Below are 14,498 nucleotides of genomic sequence, written 5' to 3' on the forward strand. Positions count from 1 at the left end.
TTCGGTCACATTTGATTTCAAATAAGGGGCTGCGATAACGCTATTAGCTCTATATGCATGTTCTAAGTAAATATAGCGTTATGAAATAACGTTATTTCGGTCAAAATGAGCGGAATCGGGCTGATTAAGTTGAAATTACGCTATGCGATCACGTTATTCTTACGCATTCTCTACCAAACGAGTAAATAAGGTGTTTTCATCACGTTATTTTGTGAACTGATTATAGATGCCATACAAGTTGTAAAGTCACGAAAAAAATGAGGTATTTGATTTTGTCTACAAACAAACCAAGTCGTCCACAAAACGCAACGAATTCGCAGGGCGCGCGCAAGCCCTCTGCGCCAAAATCATCCTCGGGCGCTGCGAAGAGCAGCGCTGTTAAGCGTTCTGCCCGTGATGCGGCACTGGACGTACTTATTCGAGTTGAAGAGAATCAGTCTTATAGTAATCTGCTGCTTAATCAAGTTCTGCAAAAGCATGCGCTGGAGCGGGCTGATGCGGGTCTTGCTACCGAGCTCGTGTATGGCACGATCGGGCGTCAGAATACGATCGACTTCTTCTTAGAGCGATTCGTCAGCAAAGGGCTCGCGAAGCTGGAGCCCTGGGTAAGGTGCTTGCTGCGGCTGAGCTTCTATCAGCTGCAGTACTTGGACCGCATCCCTGACCATGCGGTCGTGAGCGAAGCGGTCAATATCGCGAAGCGCCGAGGCCACCAGGGCATCTCGGGCATGGTCAACGGCGTGCTGCGGGCGATCATCCGCAGCAAGGACGAGCTCACGCTGCCGGCTGCGCTCGGCGACGTGAAGCGCATCGCACTGAGCCATTCCCATCCGGAATGGCTCGTGCGCCGGTGGATTCGTCAGCTCGGCCCGGAGCTGACGGAACAGATCTGTGCGGCGAACAACGAGCCGCCGCACGTGAGCATTCGCGCGAACGCGAGGCGGCGCAGCCGCTTGGAGCTGCTGGAGCAGCTCCAAGCTAGCGGCCTCAGCGCGGAAGCGTCAGAGCTGGCCCCGGCCGGCATTCTTGTGCAGGGGGCCGGGAACATGGCGTTAGTCCCCGGCTTCCAGCAAGGGGACTTCTCGATTCAAGACGAGAGCTCGATGCTCGTCGCCGAGGCTCTTGACCCGCGTCCAGGCATGAAGGTGCTGGACTGCTGCGCCGCCCCTGGCGGCAAGACCGCCCACATCGCCGAGAAGATGGACGATGTGGGTCAGATTTGGGCTTGTGATCTGCATGAGCACAAGCAAAAATTAATCGCAGATCAAGCGGAGCGTCTGGGACTATCGTCGATTCAGACGCTCGTGATGGATGCTGCGAAGCTGGACGAGCATTTTGCGGCGGAGTCCTTCGACCGCATACTCCTGGATGCACCTTGCTCTGGCCTTGGGGTTATACGCCGCAAGCCAGACCTCAAGTGGGCAAAGCAGGAGACGGAGATCGAGGCGATCTGTGAAACGCAATATGCGATTCTAAGTCGTGTACATCGCTTGCTTAAACCAGGCGGCGTGCTTGTGTATAGCACGTGCACGATTGAACAGGCTGAGAATGAAGGCATGGTCGAGCGCTTTCTTGCCGAGCATAGCGAGTTCGAGTTAGCTCCGCTGCCAGCGGAAGTTTTCACGGAGATTGACCCGAAGATGGCTGCGTCTGGCATGGTGCAAATTTTGCCGCAGCAGTTCCATTCGGACGGTTTTTTTATCGCTCGACTGCGTAAACGTGACGTGTAACGGACAGGGACGTGTGTTCGTTTCTGCTTTGTGTTAAAATACTTTAAATAGACGAAATAACAACAGGTTGTGATAAATGTGAATTTGAAGCCGTACGTGAAAGAGAAACCATTTGTATATGATTTGAATTGGGATGAATGGCAAAGCTGGGTAAAAGAAAACGGCGAGTCCTCGTTCCGTGCCGGTCAAATTTTTGACTGGTTATATATTAAACGCGTGTTCAGCTTCGATGAGATGTCGAATCTGCCGAAGACGCTTCGCGACAAGTTGAAGGCAAATTTTGACTTCGTGACCCTATCGGAGATTACGAAATATCAATCTCAAGACGGCACGGTCAAGTTTTTGTTCGAGCTTGAAGATAAGAACGCCATTGAAACGGTTGTCATGAAGCATAACTATGGCAACAGCATCTGCGTGACGACACAAGTCGGTTGTCGCGTTGGTTGTACGTTTTGCGCCTCTACTTTAGGCGGTTTGAAACGTGATTTGCGACCAGGTGAGATCGTCGCTCAGGTCGTCAAAGCTCAGAAATTGCTCGATGAAACAGGGGAACGGATTTCTTCCATTGTCATCATGGGCATCGGCGAGCCGTTTGAGAACTATGAAGCCACGATGAACTTCCTGCGTGTCATGATACATCCGAAGGGACTTAACATCGGCCAGCGTCATATCACGGTTTCCACAAGCGGAATCGTGCCGAATATTTACAGGTTCGCTGACGAGAATTTGCAGGTGAATTTGGCCATTTCGATCCATGCACCGAATGATGAACTAAGATCGAAGCTGATGCCGGTTAACCGCAGATTTCCTTTTGTGGATCTCGTTGAAGCTTGCAAGTATTACATTGCCAAAACAGGCAGACGGATTACGTTTGAATATGCCCTTATGGGGGAAGTGAATGACCAGCCTGAGCATGCGGAAGAGCTGGCGCTTATTCTCAAAGATATGCCGCTTAGCCACGTGAATCTGATTCCTGTCAACTTTGTGGCTGAACGTGATTTCAAGCGTACACCGAGAGATGATATTTTTACCTTCCAACGTATTCTCGAGAAGGGCAAAATTAATGCCACCATACGCCGTGAACAAGGTAGTGATATTGCGGCTGCCTGCGGACAATTGCGAGCTAAGCATATGGAGAGCACTAAATGAGGTGAGAGCCGGATGAAGATGGTAAGTCGTACCGATATAGGGAAAGTCCGTCAAGTCAATGAGGACCGTGCTGCCATCCACCATCAACTCAATGGTCTATCTTTGGCTATTGTTGCGGATGGGATGGGGGGGCATCAAGCTGGTGATATTGCCAGTCAAATGGCCATTGACACGATTGGAGCGCAATTGCAATCCATCCATTGGGGAATGTCGGTGGAGTCCTGTAAGCAAATATTGAGGGAAGCGATTGAGAAGGCGAACGAGGAGATTTATGCTTTTGCGTCGGATCAAGAAAAGTACCATGGCATGGGAACGACGGTCGTTGCCATTATTGCTTCACAGGAGCTTCTTATTATCGGACATATCGGGGATAGTCGTGCGTATAAGTTGACTGGGGAATCGATCACACAATTGACGGAAGATCATTCCTTGGTTTACGAGCTTGTTAAGAATGGGCAGCTGACGATGGAAGAAGCGGATCATCATCCAAGACGCAATTGGATTACACGCGCATTGGGCACGGAGCCTAGTGTGGAAGTGGACCTGTACGAGTACACGTGGCGTCCAGACGACGTTATTCTCATTTGTTCGGATGGGTTGAGCGGGTTGGTCGATGATGCGGATATCTTGCGGATTGTTCGGGAAAATGAGCAATTGGAAGATGCGGCAGAGGCGCTGATCCAGCGCGCACTTCGCGAAGGCGGAGATGATAATGTAACGGTCCTTTTAATTGCACATGATCAGGATTCGGACGGAAAAAGGGGTGATGGGAATTGATCGGTAGAAAGCTTGGAGGCCGCTATGAGATCTTAGAGCGTATTGGCGGAGGCGGCATGGCTTTGGTCTACAAAGGGCATGATTTGCTTTTGAATCGCAAAGTAGCTGTCAAAGTACTGCGTTCGCAATATGTACACGATGAAGAATTCATTCGTCGCTTCCGCAGAGAAGCTCAAGCAGCCGCTTCCCTCTCTCATCCTAATGTTGTCAGTATTTATGACGTTGGGCAAGAAGAAGATGTCCATTACATCGTGATGGAATACATCGAAGGCAAGACGCTGAATGATTTGATTAAGGAAAAGGCGCCATTACAGGTGGAAGATGCTGTTCATTACGCAAGTCAAATTGCGGATGCCCTTGATCATGCCCACCATAACGAAATTATTCACCGTGATATCAAGCCGCACAATATTCTAATTGGCAAAAACGGCCGAGTGAAGGTGACGGATTTCGGTATCGCTAGAGCCGCTACTTCCTCTACCATTACACAAACCGGATCTGTTGTCGGTTCTGTTCACTATTTCTCGCCTGAGCATGCGAAAGGCACGAATACGGGGGAGAAGTCCGATCTGTATTCGCTTGGCATTGTGATGTATCAAATGCTGACCGGTCGACTTCCTTTTCTTGGGGAAAGTCCGATTTCCGTTGCCTTGAAACATTTGCAGGAAGATGTGGAAGAGCCGCGTAAGGTGAATCCGTTGATTCCGCAAAGTGTAGAGAATATTATACTCAAGGCTATGCGCAAAAAGCCGGAAGAACGGTACCAATCTGCGAAGCTGATGATGGCGGATCTCGATACGTGCTTGGCTCCAGATCGTCGGAATGAAGCGAAGGTTGCTTTCTGGGATGCTTATGGCATGGATGAAGAGCGTACGCTGGTTATGCCAGCCATTCGCGCTGATCAGCTAGCTCAATTCGATGATGACGACGATGATGAACCAGATAAGCCAGCTTGGCGAGAAGAGCCAGCCCCTTCAAAGGGGAAAGGCTGGATTAAGCCGCTCATCTGGATTGCTGTTTTACTAATTGTGTTAGGCGCCATGTGGTATATGGTTGGTTATGTGAAAGGAATGTTCGCCATTGAGACTGTTGATGTGCCGAATGTCGAGAACAAGTTACTGACACAAGCGCAAGCTGAACTAACGGTTGCCAAATTAGGCTGGACGGTCGAATATGACGAGGATAGCAAACTGCCCAAGGATACGGTCATTCGTCAAGATCCAAGCGGGTTAAGACTGAATGTCGGTACGAAGGTCATACTTTACGTAAGTAAAGGCATACCGAAATTCAAAATGGACAATTATGCGGGGCAAACCCTAGGCGATGTTAAGTTAAAGCTGCAGGGACTGGGTATTAAGGATGAGCAAATTACGATCAAACCGGAAACATCCGACAATGCGCCGGATCTGATTCTTAAGCAGTCACCAGCTCCTGGTGAGGAGTTTGAACTGGAAAAAGCCGCGATTATCCTTACGGTGAGCAAAGCGAAGGAAACGGTTAAAATGCCTGACTTAGTTGGCATGGCGGAAGCAGAAGCGAAGGCACAGATTACGAAGCTGGGTCTGAAGCTCCCGGTCAATGGGATTACTCGTGAAAAGAGCTACAAAGTAGCTAAAGGAAAAGTAATCGCTCAGTTTCCTTATAAAAAAGATGAGGAAGCCTCCATCGGCGGGGATGTTTCACTCGTCATTAGTGATGGTTTGCCAGAGGAAGCTGGTCAACTCACGGTTAGCGTACCTGTGAAGCCGACAACAGAAGGCAAGGATTCCGTGTTCAAAATTATTGTGAGCGATGCCCAGTATGAGAATTTCGAATACTTGACTGAAAAAGTCTCAAAGCCGCAAAATTTGGATGTCAAAGTTATTGTTTCTCCCGACAAAAAGGCCGTAATCTTGATCAAAGAAGGAGACAGCTTGGTTAACTCAATCACACGCACCTATCAAGATTATTTGGATCAAAAAAATGGGAAACCGGTATCGCCTAGTCCATCCCCGACTCCGAAGACACAAAATACCGGACCTGCTATACCCGTTGGTGGGAATGGTCAAGGTCAAACTGGTGGAACAGCTTCGAAACCACCTGCTGGAGGGGCCAATTAATGCCGCAAGGACTTATTGTCAAAGCGCTTAGCGGTTACTATTATGTATTGCCTGAAGGGGTTCCATTACTGGAGGGCAATACGGTAACCTGTCGTGGAAGAGGCGTGTTCAAGAATAGAAATATAACGCCGCTTGTTGGAGATCGTGTCGTGTATGAGGCTACAGAGAATGGGGAGGGGACAGTTACAGAAATCCTTCCTCGCTCTTCAGAGCTCATTCGACCGCCGATAGCGAATGTGAATGTGGTTGTGCTCGTTTTTTCGGTGACAGAGCCCATTCTAAATACACAACTGCTGGATAAGTTTCTGGTGCATATCGAGAATACGGGGATTGATGTGCTTCTATGCTTTACCAAAAGCGATTTGCTGACGGTGTCGGATAACGATCCCACGCATGCCAAAGAGATGACATCGGCGGAATTTGAGCGGATAACGAAGCTCTATGAGGGCATCGGGTATCCTTTCGTTACGACGAGCTCCCGACTAGAAGAGGGTGTGGAAGCGATTCTGCAGCATCTAGATGGCAAAGTTAGTGTATTCGCGGGGCAATCCGGCGTAGGTAAATCTTCTTTGTTGAATAAAATGATTAGTGGTCTTGATCTGGAAACGAATGCCATTTCGCAGCGATTAGGAAGAGGAAAGCATACCACACGTCATGTGGAGCTGCTACCGCTCGCTAATGGCGGTCTTGTTGCCGATACGCCAGGATTCAGCCAGCTTGACTTCATGGAAGTCGAAGCTGAGGGCCTATCTAGCTGTTTTAGGGAGTTCGCCGCTGTGGCAGAAGGCTGCCGCTTTAGAGGCTGCTTGCACTTGCATGAACCGGACTGTAAAGTACGGGACGGCGTCGCGGAAGGTACGATTGCGGCTTCTCGTTATGATCACTACTTGCTATTTTTAACTGAAATCAAGGAACGGAAGAGGAGGTATTAGACGTAATGGTATATGTAGCACCTTCTATTTTGTCTGCTGATTTTGCCAAGCTTGGCGACGAGATTAAAGCTGTTGAGCAGGGCGGAGCGGATTGGATTCATGTCGATGTCATGGATGGCCATTTCGTGCCCAATATTACGATTGGTCCATTGGTTGTTGACGCGATTCGTCCAGTTACGAAGCTGCCGCTTGATGTTCATCTGATGATTGAAAATCCGGATCGTTACATTCCTGATTTTGTGAAAGCAGGCGCGGATCTGATTTCCGTGCATGTAGAAGCGTGTACACATCTTCATCGGACACTTGACTTGATTAAGCAAAGCGGTATTCAAGCAGGTGTTGTCCTGAATCCTGCTACACCCATCTCGCTCATTGAGCATGTACTTGATGAGCAGTTGGATCTTGTACTTATTATGACAGTGAACCCAGGCTTTGGCGGACAAGCATTCATCCCAGGGATGTTGACCAAAATTCGCGCGCTGCGTGAGCAGGCGAATGCGAAGGGTCTCACAGGGCTTCATATTGAAGTAGACGGCGGTATCAATGAGTTAACGGCACGACAGGTCATAGAGGCGGGGGCTGACGTCTTAGTAGCCGGCAATGCCGTATTCGGGCAGCAGGACCGCACTGAGGCCATTAGACGAATACGGGGCTAAGGGGACGAAGGACAATGCGATTTCTCTGGTTAATGATGTACAGTGTGCTTTGTGCGGTATTACTGACGTGCTTTTCACATATTGACGATTTTGTGAAGTACATTTTCTCGCTTGGCGCGCTCTACGTAGGGATGCGGTTCTTCCGTCGATTTGATCAAATTAGCTTCCGTGTATGGTTTATCGTCGTCTCGGTATTCTTCTATTTCCTTTTCAGTTTAATTGTTGCACTGTATACCCAGGTGGGCATAACTGCTCCATAGCCCGCATACATATAGTTACAAGAGCGAAGTGCTCTTGTAGCTTTTTTTGCTTTCTGGAAGCAACTGAATTGTGGGAGGAAGTAAAAATAGATGTCACGTTTTCTCCGCTCTGGGCATACACTGTTGTAATGATGTTAAGGAGCAGTCATGCACGCCCGCGAAGCGTTTGCTCAAGAAGCTAGAGAGCTGGCGAAGCCAGTTGTCTGGCGAAAACTCTAAGGAGGGGTAGAGAATGAAATTCTACACAATCAAACTGCCGAGATTTTTGGGAGGATTTGTGAAAGCCGTACTTAATACGTTTAGCAAAAACTAAGCTGTGCCTATACTTACATCATTCTCCCCAGAATGCAAAAAAAGCACCGATTAAGGTGCTTTTTGTCATTCACATAAGTAAGTTAAGTATCCGCGGCTACGAATTAAACGCGAGCCACTTTTCCGGATTTCAACGCACGAGTACTTACGTAAACCCGTTTCGGTTTACCATCAACGAGGATGCGAACCTTTTGAACGTTAACTCCCCAAGTACGCTTGTTTTTATTGTTAGCGTGGGACACGTGATTTCCTGAACTAGGACTTTTACCTGTAATGAAACATTTGCGGGACATGTTTGACACCTCCTTCGGCAGTATACAAAGAAGCCTGGGTGGCAAGCCTAAGCTTGACATGACAGTATTCCTCAAATTAAATCTTGTGATACGTAATGCTTCCAGCAAAAACACACTTAAACATAATAGCATAGCAAAAGGAGCCGAGTCAACGAATTAACCGCATTTTTGCCGTTTATTTATGAAGTATGTTATAGTACAATGAAGATTAGTCTTGCTAAAGTGAAACTTGAAGGAGTTGTTACATAATGCCGATTGAACTCACAACCGAGTATGGAAAAGTGTATATTACCAATGAAGTGATTTCAACTCTGGCCGGATCTGCTGCATTAGATTGCTATGGGCTTGTAGGCATGGCAACAAGAAAGCAATTGAAGGATGGCATAGCTGAACTATTAGGTCGAGATAACTTGAGCCGCGGTGTAGAAGTTCGTAGAGAGAACGGGCGACTAGAAATTGATCTTTATATTATTGTCAGCTATGGAACCAAAATATCCGTAGTGGCAGGGAATGTCCAAACGAAAGTCAAATATATTTTGAATGACGTTGTAGGGTTGCAAGTGGACGATGTGAACATCTTTGTTCAAGGCGTTCGAGTAGCCAAATAATAGCCCGAAAATCAGGAAGGGGAATCACTTTGAGTAAGCGCTTTATTTCAATAAATGGAAATGACTTCACTGCCATGGTCTTGGCGGGTGCGGATAACCTTCGCAGGAATGTAGATAAGGTTAATGGATTGAACGTTTTCCCTGTACCCGATGGAGATACTGGCACCAACATGAATTTAACACTCACAGCAGGTTGTGAGGAACTGAAGAAGAAGCCATCTTCTCATATTGGGAAAGCAGCTGATGCATTGTCCAAAGGGTTACTGATGGGCGCAAGAGGCAATTCTGGTGTGATTTTGTCGCAGTTGTTCCGCGGTTTCGCGAAGCATGTGCATGATTTCGAACATGTGAATGGTCAGCAATTCGCGGCTGCCTTACAACAAGGTGTAGAAACAGCTTATAAGGCTGTTGTAAAGCCGGTTGAAGGTACGATTTTAACGGTATCGAAGGAAGCAGCAAAGTTCGCTGTTCAATACCGTCGCAGCAGCGACTTATTGGATCTGATGAACGAGGTGTTGGGCAGGGCGAAGGAAGCACTGGCTAAAACACCGGATCAGCTGGCGATTCTGAAGCAAGTCGGCGTTGTGGATGCAGGGGGCCAAGGGCTTGTGTGCGTCTACGAAGGATTTGTTACAGCGCTAAACGGTGGTTTGGTACAAGTAGATGAAGATTTTGCTACAATGGATACCAACTTAAGTGAAGTGTCTCTTCTTCCTGGCATGAACTTAGCCAAAGAAGTACATGCTCATTTGCCAGCGCAGGCTCATATGGCCACTGAAGACATCGAATTCGGCTATTGTACGGAATTTATGCTGACGATTGCTCCTGGCAAGGTCAAGGGTTTTACGTTTGATGAAGGTACGTTTCGTGAGCAGCTTAGCAAGCTGGGAGATTCGCTCCTTGTCGTTGCTGATGAAGAGCTTGTGAAGGTGCATATTCACGCGGAATATCCAGGCGAAGTTATGAATCAAGCGATGAATTACGGTGCTTTAAGCCGTATCAAAATCGAAAATATGCGTGATCAGCATTCACATATATTAGAAGATGTGACGCATGGGTATGATGCTCCGGCAGCTATTTCTTCCACGACGGCTGTTGCCGCGCCTGCTCCTAAGAAGCCTTATGGCTTTGTTGCTGTCGCACTCGGCGATGGGATTACCGATATTTTATCCAGTGTTGGCGTTGATGTCGTGCTTTCAGGCGGACAAACGATGAATCCGAGTACAGAAGATATCGTGAACGCTGTGAACAGCATTGAGGCGGACACCATTTATGTGCTTCCGAATAACTCGAACATTATTTTGGCCGCGCAGCAAGCGGTGGAGCTGGTCGATAATAAAACCCTTATTGTTATCCCATCCAAATCCATTCCGCAAGGGCTTGCAGCTATTTTGGCTTTCCAAGAGAAGGCAGATGCCAAGACGAATACGGATGCAATGAGTGAATCACTGCGACGTGTGAAATCGGGTCAGGTCACCTATGCCGTGCGTGATACGAACATGGATGGTATGGATATTAAGCAAGGTCATTTCATCGGTATCCAAGATGGACGTATTGTCTCTTCACAGCCAAGCTTGATGGACGCGTGCAAGAAGCTGCTTGAGGCCATGATTGATGAAGGCAGTGAAATTGTGACGATTCTGACGGGCGAAGATGCTACGGAAGAAGGCACGGAAGAGCTGGAAGCTTTTATTCAGGCGATGTATCCGGATATGGAAATTGAGCTTCATCCTGGTGGACAACCCTTGTATGCCTACCTATTTTCGGTTGAGTAAGAGCATACAAGCTGGTAGTTTAAATTCGTGATTGGAGTGAGCCCTGTGACAAACATTCGCATTGTAACGGATAGCACGGCCGATATTCCATTGGCTGTCAGAGAAGCGTTGAATATTGAGATGGTGCCGCTCAAAATTAATTTTGGCGAGGAACAGTATCTGGATACAGTGACGCTGCAGTCCGAGGATTTTTATCGGAAGCTGACGTCGTCCTCTCACTTTCCAACAACGTCAACGCCGTCACCTGGTGAGTTTCTGGCTGTCTATCAAGGCTTGCTGGAAGAGCCCAATACCGAGGTGATTTCTATTCACTTGTCTTCTGTGTTGAGTGGAACGTACAGGACGGCGGAACTGGCTTCTACGCTATTAGAGGGAGATCAGGTCGGTAAGGTTCACCTTGTTGATTCCTGCTCTGCTTCCTATGGGATAGGGGCACTCGTGGTGGCTGCAGCGGAAGCTGCGCAAGCTGGGAAGAGCGTCGCTGAAATTACAGCGCTTGTGCAAGAGATGAGAGCGAACTTTTACATTTATTTTCTTGTTGATACGTTGGAGTTCCTTCAAAAGGGCGGACGGATTGGGAAAGCGTCGGCGCTGCTGGGTTCCTTATTAAACATTAAGCCGATTTTGACTTTGGACAGTGCGGGTGAAGTGACCGTTGTTGATAAAGTACGTGGTAACAAGAAAGCGATAGCGCGCATACTTGATCTGTTAGCCGCAGATGTGTCGGATAAGACGATTCATACATTGCATATCGCTCATGCTAATAATTTGGAAGGTGCGGAGGGGCTGCGGGAGGCCATTATGCAACGGTTTGCTGTGGAGCACGCGGATTATATTACCCTAGGTCCTGTTATTGGTGCACATGCTGGGCCAGGTACGATTGCAGCCTTCGTGAGTACGGTGTAAGAGATGGATTTAAATCAATGTCAAGTACGTGAAGTCCATGGAGTTGGCGCTCAAAAAGCACTTGAGCTAAACGCCATGGGCGTTTTTACGGTTATGGATTTGCTGGAGTATGTTCCGTTTCGGTATGAGGATTACACCGTTCGTGACCTAGCCAGTGTGAAGGATGGTGATCGTGTCACCGTCAAGGGCTATATTATCGGGGAGCCGGTGCTGCAGCGCTACAGTGGTAAATCTCGTCTATCGTGCAAGGTGATGGTCGATGACTTCTTGCTGACGGCGGTGTGGTTCAACCGCCATTTTTTGAAAGATCGCTTGCGACCGCAGCAGGAGATTACCCTGACTGGTAAATGGGATGCCAAGCGGCGGCAAATGAGTGTGTCCGATTCGGAGTTCCCCGGACAAGGGGATTCGAATACCGGTACCATTCAGCCGGTATACTCGGTTGTTGCAGGCACGATTACGCAGAAGTGGATGCGTAAGATTATCGGGCAGGCGCTGACGCAGTACAGCGCGATGATCCGTGAAGTGCTGCCGGCGAGCATCACCGACAGGTACGGGTTTATGTCGCGCAGCAAGGCGCTGGCCATTATCCACACCCCGAGTGGTGTGGAAGAGGGCAAGCAGGCGCGCAGGCGCATGGTGTATGAGGAGCTGTTCCTGTTCCAGCTCAAGCTCCAGGCTTATCGGGCTGTGACGCGCAGCCGCACAGATGGGTTGAAGCAGGGGGTCGATCTGCCTGCTGTCCGCGCCTTCGTGCGCGCGCTCCCCTTCCAGCTGACGGAGTCGCAGAAGAAGGTCGTCGGTGAGCTCCTGCACGACATGCAGGAGCCTTACGCGATGAACCGACTGCTGCAGGGCGATGTCGGTGCGGGGAAAACGATCGTCGCGGCTATCGGGTTATACGCGACGGTGACGGCCGGCTACCAAGGCGCGCTGATGGTGCCGACGGAGATTCTCGCTGAGCAGCATAATCGCTCGCTCAGCACGTTGTTCGAGCCTTATGGGCTGCAGGTCGCTTTGCTGACCGGAAGCTCCACAGACCGCCAGCGGCGCGATCTGCTGGCCTCTTTGCAGATGGGGTTAATCCACGTGCTGGTCGGGACGCATGCGCTGATTCAAGAGGATGTCTATTTCCGCCAGCTGGGGCTGGTTGTGACGGACGAGCAGCATCGCTTCGGGGTGAACCAACGCAGCATCCTGCGGCGCAAAGGGATGAATCCGGACGTACTGACGATGACGGCGACGCCGATTCCGCGCACGCTGGCGATTACGGCGTTCGGCGACATGGACGTGTCGACGCTGCGTGAGCTGCCGAAGGGGCGGAAGCCGATCAAGACCTATGCGGTTCAGCATGCGATGCTGGAGCGTGTGCTCGGTTTTATTCAGCGCGAGGTGGCCGCAGGCCGGCAGGCGTATATCATTTGTCCGCTCATCGAGGAGTCGGACAAGCTGGACATCCAGAATGCGGTCGACGTCCACATTCAGCTGCAGCAGCATTTTCCGCAGATGCGGATCGGTCTGCTGCACGGGCGCATGAGCGCGCAGGAGAAGGAAGCGATTATGCGCGCGTTTAAGGAAGGCACCGTGGAGGCGCTCGTGTCGACTACGGTGATCGAGGTTGGCGTGGACGTGCCGAACGCCACGCTGATGGTGATCTACGACGCCGACCGTTTCGGCCTGTCGCAGCTGCACCAGCTGCGCGGCCGGGTCGGGCGGGGCGAGCACCAGTCCTTCTGTGTGCTCATCGCCGACCCGAAGACGGAGGTCGGCAAGGAGCGCATGAAGGCGATGACGGAGACGACTGACGGCTTCGAGATTGCGCGGCGCGACCTCGAGCTGCGCGGGCCGGGGGATTTCTTCGGCACGAAGCAGAGCGGGCTGCCGGAGTTCCGAATCGCCGATATGATGGCGGATTTCGAAATCATGGAGCAGGCGCGAGATGATGCGGCCGAGCTGGTCGGCGACTCGACCTTCTGGACGGGAGCTTCGTTCATGCCGCTCAGGGCGTATTTGGAGCGGGCTCATATTTTTGACAGTGAAGTGCTAGATTAGTAGGCAGGTGCCTAAGAGAGCTAAAGAGACAAAGACTCCCAAAGGTTGACCCGTGGCGTGTTCCCTTTTAAGATAGGAGTAGCAGCGCTATTTTATGGAAACGAAGGTGTGCCGCCAGTGACTTATTTCCTCGTTTATTTATTAGTTATGAATATCATTACGTTTATTGAGATGGGTCATGATAAAGGACAAGCCAAAAAGGGCGGGCGCCGTGTGCCGGAGAAACGACTTTTTTTACTCGCTGCGTTTGGTGGCGCGATTGGTGGTTGGCTGGGCATGCGAATGTGGCGGCATAAGACGAAGCACACTTCGTTTGTCGTTGGTTTTCCGCTCCTAATTGCTTTGAATTGTATCTGTGTCATCCTCATAGCCGTGTATATGTAAAATGAAATGAAGGAACAGCTGCCGGGAACGGTGGCTGTTTTTTCGTCTTTTTCTGCTGCTTGTCGATAGAAGTTTGCTCCTAGACAGATTACGCAGTCAAGTTTACCTGTATTCACTCATATAGATAGGAGCATGTCGGGTATCGGAGGTGCGGGGATGAGTTATCAGCAATATGGCATCGATCCTGCGCTCGTGGAGCGTGTAAAGTTCAAAATGAAAAATCCTGAGGTCAAAGAACGCATCAAAATGCTGCTCCAAGGCGTGACAAAGGCAGATTTGCAAAATGCAGCGAAGGTTACACGATTAATCGGTCTTGCCGCGGGCATTTTTGGCGAGAAGCTGAGCGGAAGCCAGACAAATCAGATTTTAACGTTTATCCTGGCGCAAAAGATTGATCCGAATAACACGTTTCATTTAATTAAATTATGGTCTATATTTCGATAGGTATATGATGAAAACGCCACATGTAGAGTGTGAGATGCTCTATTGTGGCGTTTTTGCGAGTAAGCTGCGTGTAAATTAAATAGATGCGAAAGGCCTCTGGGTAAACTCAACTCAGAAGGCC

At 49.5% G+C, this 14,498-nt stretch carries 15 protein-coding genes; 14 read left to right on the forward strand and 1 reads right to left on the reverse strand.

Translation table 11 applies throughout. From position 1 onward, the window contains the following. Positions 1-257 precede the first annotated feature (257 nt). The 8 genes from rsmB (at position 258) to spoVM (ending at position 7,916) form a co-directional block, all read left to right on the forward strand. The gene (rsmB, locus tag AC58QT_RS02445) at positions 258-1,730 is read left to right on the forward strand and encodes a 16S rRNA (cytosine(967)-C(5))-methyltransferase RsmB (protein ID WP_497407546.1); all 1,473 of its coding nucleotides are present in this window, start codon (positions 258-260) and stop codon (positions 1,728-1,730) included. Positions 1,731-1,808: 78 nt separating this feature from the next. Continuing rightward, on the forward strand, positions 1,809-2,879 hold the full coding sequence (gene rlmN, locus AC58QT_RS02450; RefSeq protein WP_497407547.1) for a dual-specificity RNA methyltransferase RlmN: 1,071 nt from the start codon (positions 1,809-1,811) through the stop codon (positions 2,877-2,879). A 12-nt stretch (positions 2,880-2,891) separates the two neighbouring features. After that, the gene (locus AC58QT_RS02455; RefSeq protein WP_310499083.1) at positions 2,892-3,656 is read left to right on the forward strand and encodes a Stp1/IreP family PP2C-type Ser/Thr phosphatase; all 765 of its coding nucleotides are present in this window, start codon (positions 2,892-2,894) and stop codon (positions 3,654-3,656) included. Then, positions 3,653-5,755 (forward strand): Stk1 family PASTA domain-containing Ser/Thr kinase, encoded by a 2,103-nt coding sequence (pknB, locus tag AC58QT_RS02460; RefSeq protein WP_497407548.1) that lies wholly within the window; start codon positions 3,653-3,655, stop codon positions 5,753-5,755. Before AC58QT_RS02455 ends, pknB begins: the two co-directional genes overlap by 4 nt. Further along, entirely contained in the window at positions 5,755-6,687 is a 933-nt protein-coding gene (gene rsgA / locus AC58QT_RS02465) for a ribosome small subunit-dependent GTPase A (protein ID WP_497407549.1), read from the forward strand. Before pknB ends, rsgA begins: the two co-directional genes overlap by 1 nt. A gap of 5 nt (positions 6,688-6,692) precedes the next feature. Continuing rightward, the gene (rpe, locus tag AC58QT_RS02470) at positions 6,693-7,343 is read left to right on the forward strand and encodes a ribulose-phosphate 3-epimerase (RefSeq protein WP_310499086.1); all 651 of its coding nucleotides are present in this window, start codon (positions 6,693-6,695) and stop codon (positions 7,341-7,343) included. 14 nt (positions 7,344-7,357) lie between these two features. After that, the gene (locus tag AC58QT_RS02475; protein WP_497407550.1) at positions 7,358-7,603 is read left to right on the forward strand and encodes a hypothetical protein; all 246 of its coding nucleotides are present in this window, start codon (positions 7,358-7,360) and stop codon (positions 7,601-7,603) included. A 232-nt stretch (positions 7,604-7,835) separates the two neighbouring features. Continuing rightward, positions 7,836-7,916, forward strand: a complete 81-nt coding sequence (spoVM, locus tag AC58QT_RS02480) for a stage V sporulation protein SpoVM (protein WP_036634233.1) — start codon at positions 7,836-7,838, stop codon at positions 7,914-7,916. Positions 7,917-8,019: 103 nt separating this feature from the next. On the opposite strand, the gene rpmB is transcribed toward spoVM, so the two are convergent. After that, on the reverse strand, positions 8,020-8,208 hold the full coding sequence (gene rpmB / locus AC58QT_RS02485; protein ID WP_029197753.1) for a 50S ribosomal protein L28: 189 nt from the start codon (positions 8,206-8,208) through the stop codon (positions 8,020-8,022). Positions 8,209-8,456: 248 nt separating this feature from the next. On the opposite strand from rpmB, the gene AC58QT_RS02490 reads away from it, so the two are divergent. The 6 genes from AC58QT_RS02490 to AC58QT_RS02515 all read left to right on the forward strand — a co-directional run bounded on the left by AC58QT_RS02490 (position 8,457) and on the right by AC58QT_RS02515 (position 14,377). After that, on the forward strand, positions 8,457-8,816 hold the full coding sequence (locus AC58QT_RS02490; protein WP_310499088.1) for an Asp23/Gls24 family envelope stress response protein: 360 nt from the start codon (positions 8,457-8,459) through the stop codon (positions 8,814-8,816). Between the two features lie 29 nt (positions 8,817-8,845). After that, positions 8,846-10,591: a DAK2 domain-containing protein gene (locus AC58QT_RS02495; protein WP_497407551.1), complete on the forward strand. Its 1,746-nt coding sequence runs from the start codon at positions 8,846-8,848 to the stop codon at positions 10,589-10,591. Between the two features lie 45 nt (positions 10,592-10,636). Beyond that, a complete protein-coding gene (locus AC58QT_RS02500; protein WP_497407552.1) occupies positions 10,637-11,497 on the forward strand; it encodes a DegV family protein in 861 nt (286 codons plus the stop codon). A 3-nt stretch (positions 11,498-11,500) separates the two neighbouring features. Continuing rightward, the gene (gene recG / locus AC58QT_RS02505) at positions 11,501-13,549 is read left to right on the forward strand and encodes an ATP-dependent DNA helicase RecG (RefSeq protein ID WP_497407553.1); all 2,049 of its coding nucleotides are present in this window, start codon (positions 11,501-11,503) and stop codon (positions 13,547-13,549) included. A gap of 57 nt (positions 13,550-13,606) precedes the next feature. Further along, positions 13,607-13,933, forward strand: a complete 327-nt coding sequence (locus tag AC58QT_RS02510) for a DUF1294 domain-containing protein (protein WP_497407554.1) — start codon at positions 13,607-13,609, stop codon at positions 13,931-13,933. A gap of 156 nt (positions 13,934-14,089) precedes the next feature. Continuing rightward, positions 14,090-14,377 carry a stage VI sporulation protein F gene (locus AC58QT_RS02515; RefSeq protein WP_310499093.1) on the forward strand — a complete coding sequence of 96 codons (288 nt, stop codon included), beginning with the start codon at positions 14,090-14,092 and terminating at the stop codon, positions 14,375-14,377. Positions 14,378-14,498 lie beyond the last annotated feature (121 nt).

This window comes from Paenibacillus sp. J31R109 (assembly GCF_059692055.1).

Bases quoted from the DNA above. Each gene is read 5' to 3' on its own strand.
- AC58QT_RS02475 (WP_497407550.1), top strand. From the start codon at position 7,358: ATGCGATTTCTCTGGTTAATGATGTACAGTGTGCTTTGTGCGGTATTA.
- rpmB (WP_029197753.1), bottom strand. From the start codon at position 8,208: ATGTCCCGCAAATGTTTCATTACAGGTAAAAGTCCTAGTTCAGGAAAT.
- rsgA (WP_497407549.1), top strand. From the start codon at position 5,755: ATGCCGCAAGGACTTATTGTCAAAGCGCTTAGCGGTTACTATTATGTA.
- rpe (WP_310499086.1), top strand. From the start codon at position 6,693: ATGGTATATGTAGCACCTTCTATTTTGTCTGCTGATTTTGCCAAGCTT.
- rsmB (WP_497407546.1), top strand. From the start codon at position 258: ATGAGGTATTTGATTTTGTCTACAAACAAACCAAGTCGTCCACAAAAC.
- recG (WP_497407553.1), top strand. From the start codon at position 11,501: ATGGATTTAAATCAATGTCAAGTACGTGAAGTCCATGGAGTTGGCGCT.
- AC58QT_RS02515 (WP_310499093.1), top strand. From the start codon at position 14,090: ATGAGTTATCAGCAATATGGCATCGATCCTGCGCTCGTGGAGCGTGTA.
- AC58QT_RS02490 (WP_310499088.1), top strand. From the start codon at position 8,457: ATGCCGATTGAACTCACAACCGAGTATGGAAAAGTGTATATTACCAAT.
- AC58QT_RS02455 (WP_310499083.1), top strand. From the start codon at position 2,892: ATGAAGATGGTAAGTCGTACCGATATAGGGAAAGTCCGTCAAGTCAAT.
- spoVM (WP_036634233.1), top strand. From the start codon at position 7,836: ATGAAATTCTACACAATCAAACTGCCGAGATTTTTGGGAGGATTTGTG.